8 protein-coding genes and 1 pseudogene are annotated in these 6,038 nt (G+C 64.9%); all 9 read left to right on the top strand.

The genetic code is table 11. The annotated features are described in order from the left end of the window. The coding region (locus tag ACOJSF_RS02830; protein WP_420140713.1) for an NADH-quinone oxidoreductase subunit A at positions 1–279 on the top strand (279 nt) is incomplete at its 5' end. Beyond that, on the top strand, positions 270–824 hold the full coding sequence (locus ACOJSF_RS02825; protein ID WP_420140712.1) for a NuoB/complex I 20 kDa subunit family protein: 555 nt from the start codon (positions 270–272) through the stop codon (positions 822–824). The genes ACOJSF_RS02830 and ACOJSF_RS02825, both read left to right, overlap by 10 nt. Further along, positions 824–1,483: pseudogene (locus tag ACOJSF_RS02820) on the top strand (NADH-quinone oxidoreductase subunit C); the annotation flags it as partial. The gene ACOJSF_RS02825 and the pseudogene ACOJSF_RS02820, both read left to right, overlap by 1 nt. Positions 1,484–1,560: 77 nt before the next feature. Continuing rightward, complete coding sequence (locus ACOJSF_RS02815; RefSeq protein WP_420140714.1) at positions 1,561–2,712, top strand: NADH-quinone oxidoreductase subunit D; 1,152 nt, start codon at positions 1,561–1,563, stop codon at positions 2,710–2,712. Continuing rightward, on the top strand, positions 2,709–2,888 hold the full coding sequence (locus ACOJSF_RS02810; RefSeq protein WP_420140711.1) for a hypothetical protein: 180 nt from the start codon (positions 2,709–2,711) through the stop codon (positions 2,886–2,888). The genes ACOJSF_RS02815 and ACOJSF_RS02810 overlap by 4 nt, the downstream gene beginning before the upstream one ends. Next, positions 2,881–3,519, top strand: a complete 639-nt coding sequence (locus ACOJSF_RS02805; RefSeq protein ID WP_420140710.1) for a complex I 24 kDa subunit family protein — start codon at positions 2,881–2,883, stop codon at positions 3,517–3,519. The genes ACOJSF_RS02810 and ACOJSF_RS02805 overlap by 8 nt, the downstream gene beginning before the upstream one ends. Next, positions 3,519–3,668 carry a hypothetical protein gene (locus ACOJSF_RS02800; RefSeq protein ID WP_420140709.1) on the top strand — a complete coding sequence of 50 codons (150 nt, stop codon included), beginning with the start codon at positions 3,519–3,521 and terminating at the stop codon, positions 3,666–3,668. Before ACOJSF_RS02805 ends, ACOJSF_RS02800 begins: the two co-directional genes overlap by 1 nt. Continuing rightward, complete coding sequence (gene nuoF / locus ACOJSF_RS02795) at positions 3,665–4,969, top strand: NADH-quinone oxidoreductase subunit NuoF (protein ID WP_420140708.1); 1,305 nt, start codon at positions 3,665–3,667, stop codon at positions 4,967–4,969. The genes ACOJSF_RS02800 and nuoF overlap by 4 nt, the downstream gene beginning before the upstream one ends. Before the next feature lie 5 nt (positions 4,970–4,974). After that, a partial coding sequence (gene nuoG / locus ACOJSF_RS02790; RefSeq protein WP_420140707.1) for an NADH-quinone oxidoreductase subunit NuoG occupies positions 4,975–6,038 on the top strand: 1,064 nt, incomplete at its 3' end.

Genomic DNA, 6,038 nt, shown 5'->3' with positions numbered 1-6,038 from the left:
CGCTTTACGGGCGCGGCGAACCCCACGCCCGAGAAGCTGGCCGAATATGAATGCGGCTTTGCCGCGTTCGAGGACAGTCGCGCCCAGTTCGACGTGCGTTTCTACCTGATCGCGATCCTGTTCATCGTGTTCGATCTGGAGGCGGCGTTCCTGTATCCGTGGGCGGTCGCGCTCGGCGGGATCGGCTTCGCCGGCTGGGCAGCGATGATGGTCTTCCTGATCGAACTCGCGATCGGCTTTGCCTATGCCTGGAAGAAGGGAGCACTCGAATGGGAGTGACGCTGCCCGCCGCGCTCGATCCGTACAAGCCGGAGGGCGTGACGCCCCCCGACCAGGCGTTCTTCGACGATCTCAACGCGCAGGTTCAGGACAAGGGCTTCCTCGTCACCTCGACCGAGGAACTGTTCCAGTGGGCGCGCACCGGCTCTTTGTGGTGGATGACCTTCGGGCTCGCCTGCTGCGCGGTCGAGATGATTCACGTCAACATGCCGCGTTATGACATGGAGCGGTTCGGCGCCGCGCCCCGCGCCTCCCCGCGCCAGTCGGACGTGATGATCGTCGCGGGCACACTCTGCAACAAGATGGCGCCCGCGCTGCGGCGGGTCTACGACCAGATGTCGAACCCCAAATATGTGGTCTCGATGGGGTCGTGCGCCAATGGCGGCGGCTATTACCATTACAGCTATTCGGTCGTTCGCGGCTGCGATCGGATCGTGCCGGTCGACATCTACGTCCCCGGTTGTCCGCCGACGGCCGAAGCGCTGCTGTACGGCATCATGCAGCTCCAGCGTAAGATCCGCCGCGTCGGGACGGTCGAGCGCTGATGCCGTCCTTTCCCAAGATCAGCTCGAACGAAGGCGTGATTGATCGCGCGCGCGCCGCGCTCGGCCCGTTGCTGCTCGATGCGTCGGAGGCCAATTACGAGATCCGGCTCGACGTGAAGCGCGAGGGCCTGGTCGAGGCGATGACCGCGCTGCGCGACCACCTCGACTATCAGCAGCTCATGGAGATTGCCGGGGTCGACTATCCCGAACGGCCCGAGCGGTTCGAGGTGGTCTATTGCCTGCTCTCGGTCACGCGCAACCACCGCCTGCGCGTCCATGTCGCGACCGACGAGGTTGCGCCGATCCCCTCCGTCACCTCGATCTGGCCGGTCGCCGGCTGGCTCGAGCGCGAGGTATTCGACATGTTCGGCGTGCTGTTCGACGGCAATGCCGATCTGCGCCGTATCCTGACCGACTACGGTTTCCAGGGGCATCCGCTGCGCAAGGACTTCCCCTATACCGGCTATGTCGAGCTGCGTTACTCCGAGGAGGAGAAGCGCGTCGTGTACGAGCCGGTGAAGCTGGCGCAGGACGTCCGCATGTTCGACTTCCTCTCTCCCTGGGAAGGCGCCGAATATGTGCTGCCCGGCGACGAGAAGGCGAAGGGTCCGGTCGCCCCGGGCGTGCCGACGCCGGCCAAGGCCGATGAGGTGAAGAAGTGAGCACCCGCACCGTCACCGTCGGCACCGCCGACGCGGCCGCGCTCGACAGCGCGCATGGCGCCGACAATTACACGATCAATTTCGGTCCGCAGCATCCCGCCGCGCACGGCGTGCTGCGTCTCGTGATGGAGCTCGACGGCGAGATCGTCGAGCGCGTCGATCCGCATATCGGCCTGCTCCATCGCGGGACCGAGAAACTGTGCGAATGGCGTCCGTACCTCCAGACGGTGCCTTATTTCGACCGGCTCGATTACTGCTCGCCGCTGTGCATGGAGCACAGCTACGTGCTGGCGATCGAGAAGCTGCTCGGCGTCGAGGTGCCGCTGCGCGCGCAATATCTGCGCGTCTTCTTCGCCGAGCTGACGCGCATCTCGAACCACATGCTCAACCTCGGCAGCCACGTCATGGACGTGGGCGCGATGACGCCCAATTTGTGGCTGTTCGAGATTCGCGAAGACTGCATGAACTTCTTCGAGCGCGTTTCGGGCGCGCGCATGCATTCGAACTATTTCCGCGTCGGCGGGGTGCATCGCGACGCGCCGCTCAAGCTGCTGACCGACATCGGTGACTGGCTCGACAACCGGCTGCCGCGATTGTTCGAGGACGCGATGAGCCTCGTCGTCGACAACCGCATCTTCAAGCAGCGCAATGTCGACATCGGTCTGGTGTCGAAGGAAGACGCGCTGAAATGGGGCTTTTCCGGCCCGATGATCCGCGCCGCCGGGATTCCCTGGGATCTGCGCCGCTCGCAGCCTTACGAGGTCTATGACCGGATGCAGTTCGACGTGCCGGTCGGCACCAAGGGCGACTGCTACGACCGCTTCATGGTCCGGGTCGAGGAGGTGCGCCAGTCCGCGCGCATCATGAAGCAGTGCCTGGCCGAAATGCCCGAGGGCCCGGTGATGAGCGACGACCGCAAGATCTCGCCCCCCCGGCGCGGCGAAATGAAGCAGTCGATGGAAGCGCTGATCCATCACTTCAAGCTGTTCACCGAAGGATTCCACGTGCCGGCGGGCGACGTCTCTGTCGCGACCGAGAGCCCGAAGGGCGAATTCGGCGTCTACCTCGTCGCCGACGGCACCAACCGGCCGTACCGCGTGAAGATCCGTCCCACCGCCTTCAGCCATCTGCAGGCGATGGACATGATGATGAAGGGCCACATGCTGGCCGACACCACCGCGGTCCTCTCCGCGATCGACGTGGTGTTCGGGGAGTGCGATCGGTGAGCGGCAGTACCTTCCCGATGTGGCTGTTCTTCGTGGTCCCGATGCTGATTGCCGTCGTGGCGTTCGGCATCGCCCAGCTTTCGACCGGCGCGGGCATGATTTTCACGATCGGCGCATGCGCGGTGTGGATGGCGGCCAACATCGTTCGTGCGCGTAGGAACCTGAAGCATGGCTGACGCAGCCCATATTCCCGACGAGGCCGAAACCCGCGCCCGCTGGGGCAATTTCGCCTGGACCGAGGCGAATGCCGCGAAGGCGAAGGAGATCTTCGCGCGCTATCCCAAGGGGCGCGAGCATTCGGCGGTGATGCCGCTGCTCGATCTGGCGCAGCGTCAGGTCGGCGCGGAGACGAATACGCAAGGGTGGCTGCCGATCCCGGTGATCGAATATGTCGCCGAACAGTGCGGCATGCCGTACATTCGCGCGCTGGAGGTCGTCAGCTTCTACACGATGTACAACATGGCGCCGGTCGGGCGCTATCATGTGCAGGTGTGCGGGACGACGCCGTGCATGCTGCGCGGGTCGGACGACGTCCTCGACGCCTGCTACAAGAAGGGCCTGAAGAAGGGTGCGACCACCCCCGACGGCCTGTTCACGCTGACCGAGGTCGAATGCCTGGGTGCCTGCGTCAACGCGCCGATGGTCCAGATCAACGACGACAATTACGAGGACCTGACGTTCGAGAGCACGACCGCGATCCTCGAGGCGCTGGCGCGCGGCGAGCAGCCGACGCCGGGGCCGCAGGTCGATCGCTTTAAGGCGGCGCCGGTCGGCGGACCGACCGTGCTCAAGGAGTTCGCCTCCTGATGCCGGCCGTCGTTGCGATCATCCTCGGTATCGTGCTGACCGTGGTGCTGTTGAAGGTGCTGGTCGAGGTGGCGGCGGTCGCGCTGGCGTTCACGCTGGCGGTGGCCGTCTATTTCGGAGCGGAGAAATTGGTGGGGAAGGGCCGATGATCAGCCCGATCGAGGACAAGGACCGGATCTTCACCAACATCTACGGCTTCCAGGACTGGGGAGTCGAAGGTGCGCTGAAGCGCGGCGACTGGGACAATACCAAGGACCTGATGGTTCGCGGGCAGGACCAGATCATCGAGGATATCAAGGCGTCGGGCCTGCGCGGTCGCGGCGGCGCGGGCTTCCCCACCGGCATGAAGTGGAGCTTCATGCCCAAGGAGCCGAAGCCGGGCAAGCCGAGCTTCCTGCTGATCAACGCCGACGAATCCGAGCCTGGTTCGTGCAAGGATCGCGAGATTCTGCGCCACGATCCGCACAAATTGCTCGAAGGCGCGCTGATCGCGGGCTTCGCGATGCGCGCGCGGGCGGCCTACATTTACATTCGCGGCGAGTTCATCCGCGAGGCCGAGAACCTCTTCGCCGCCGTCGCGCAGGCCTATGAGAAGGGCTTCCTCGGCAAGAATGCGGCGGGATCGGGCTACGATTTCGACGTGTTCGTGCATCGCGGCGCCGGCGCCTACATCTGCGGCGAGGAAACCGCGCAGATCGAAAGCATCGAGGGCAAGAAGGGCCAGCCGCGCCTCAAGCCGCCTGTCCCGGCGGGCGTGGGCCTGTTCGGCTGCCCGACGACGGTCAACAACGTCGAATCGATCGCGGTGGTGCCGACGATCCTGCGGCGCGGGCCGAGCTGGTTCGCCGGCATCGGCCGCGACAAGAATCAGGGCACCAAGCTCTTCCAGATCAGCGGCCACGTGAACACGCCGACCGTGGTCGAGGAAGCGATGGGGATCAGCTTCCGCGAGCTGATCGACAAGCATGCCGGCGGGATACGCGGCGGCTGGGACAATCTGCTGGCGGTGATTCCGGGCGGCTCGTCGGTGCCGCTGGTGCCGGCCGCGCAGATCATGGACGCGCCGATGGATTTCGACGGTCTGCGCGAGCTCGGCTCGGGCCTCGGCACGGCGGCGGTGATCGTGATGGACAAGTCGACCGACATCGTCCGCGCGATCAGCCGGATCAGCTATTTCTACAAGCATGAGAGCTGCGGCCAGTGCACGCCGTGCCGCGAAGGCACCGGCTGGATGTGGCGCGTGATGGAGCGGCTGCGCACGGGCGAGGCCGACCTGTCCGAAATCGACATGCTGCACGAAGTGACCAAGCAGGTCGAAGGCCACACCATCTGCGCGCTGGGCGACGCTGCGGCCTGGCCGATCCAGGGCCTGATCCGCCACTTCCGCCCCGAAATCGAACGCCGCATCACAGAGCGTGGGGCCGAGCCCCTCGCGGTCGCGGCGGAGTAACAGATATGCCCAAGCTGACCGTCGACGGCGTCGAGATCGAAGTCCCCGCCGGCTCCACCGTGCTGCAGGCCTGCGAGGCCGCCGGCAAGGAAGTGCCGCGCTTCTGCTATCATGAGCGTCTCTCGATCGCCGGCAATTGCCGCATGTGCCTGGTCGAGGTGAAGCCCGGGCCGCCGAAGCCGCAGGCATCGTGCGCGCTGCCGGCTGCCGACAACCAGGAAATCCGCACCGATAGCGCGATGGTCAAGAAGGCGCGCGAAGGGGTGATGGAGTTCCTGCTCATCAACCATCCGCTTGATTGCCCGATCTGTGATCAGGGCGGCGAGTGCGACCTGCAGGATCAATCGGTCGCCTATGGCCGTGGCTTCACGCGCTTCCATGAAAACAAGCGCGCGGTCACCGAAAAATATATGGGACCGCTCATCAAGACGGTCATGACCCGCTGCATCCAGTGCACGCGCTGCGTACGCTTCGCCGAGGAAGTCGCCGGCGTCGAAGAGATCGGCGCGCTTTATCGCGGCGAGAATATGCAGATCACCTCCTATCTGGAGCAGGCGGTCTCGTCCGAACTGTCGGGCAATGTCGTTGATCTGTGCCCCGTCGGGGCGCTCACCTCGAAGCCCTACGCTTTCGAAGCGCGGCCGTGGGAGCTCAAGAAGACCTTCGCGATCGACGTGATGGACGCGCTGGGCACCAACATCCGTCTCGATAGCCGCGGCCGTCAGGTGCTGCGGGCGCTCCCGCGCATCAACGAAGACGTCAACGAGGAATGGGCGTCGGACAAGACGCGCCATCATGTCGATGGTCTCGTTCGGGCCCGCCTCGACAAGCCTTATGTGCGCCGCGACGGCAAGCTGCAGCCGGCAACCTGGGCCGAAGCATTTGATGCGATCAAGGCGGTCAATGCGGGCGCAAGTGTCGCCGCGATTGCCGGCGATCTGGTCGATTGCGAAACCATGTATGCGGCCAAGGCGCTACTGGCCAAGCTTGGGTCGACGCTGTTGGAAGGTCGCCAGACCGGCCTCGCTTATGATGCGTCCAGCCTCGCCGCGGTGAACTTCAACTCCAC

Source organism: Sphingomonas sp. (assembly GCF_048594985.1).
Classification (GTDB): Bacteria; Pseudomonadota; Alphaproteobacteria; order Sphingomonadales; family Sphingomonadaceae; genus Sphingomonas_I.
The sequence above is the reverse complement of the archived record's forward strand: the minus strand, read 5'-3'. Positions and strand labels throughout refer to the sequence as shown.

Bases quoted from the DNA above. Each gene is read 5' to 3' on its own strand.
- ACOJSF_RS02825 (WP_420140712.1), top strand. From the start codon at position 270: ATGGGAGTGACGCTGCCCGCCGCGCTCGATCCGTACAAGCCGGAGGGC.
- ACOJSF_RS02805 (WP_420140710.1), top strand. From the start codon at position 2,881: ATGGCTGACGCAGCCCATATTCCCGACGAGGCCGAAACCCGCGCCCGC.
- ACOJSF_RS02800 (WP_420140709.1), top strand. From the start codon at position 3,519: ATGCCGGCCGTCGTTGCGATCATCCTCGGTATCGTGCTGACCGTGGTG.
- nuoF (WP_420140708.1), top strand. From the start codon at position 3,665: ATGATCAGCCCGATCGAGGACAAGGACCGGATCTTCACCAACATCTAC.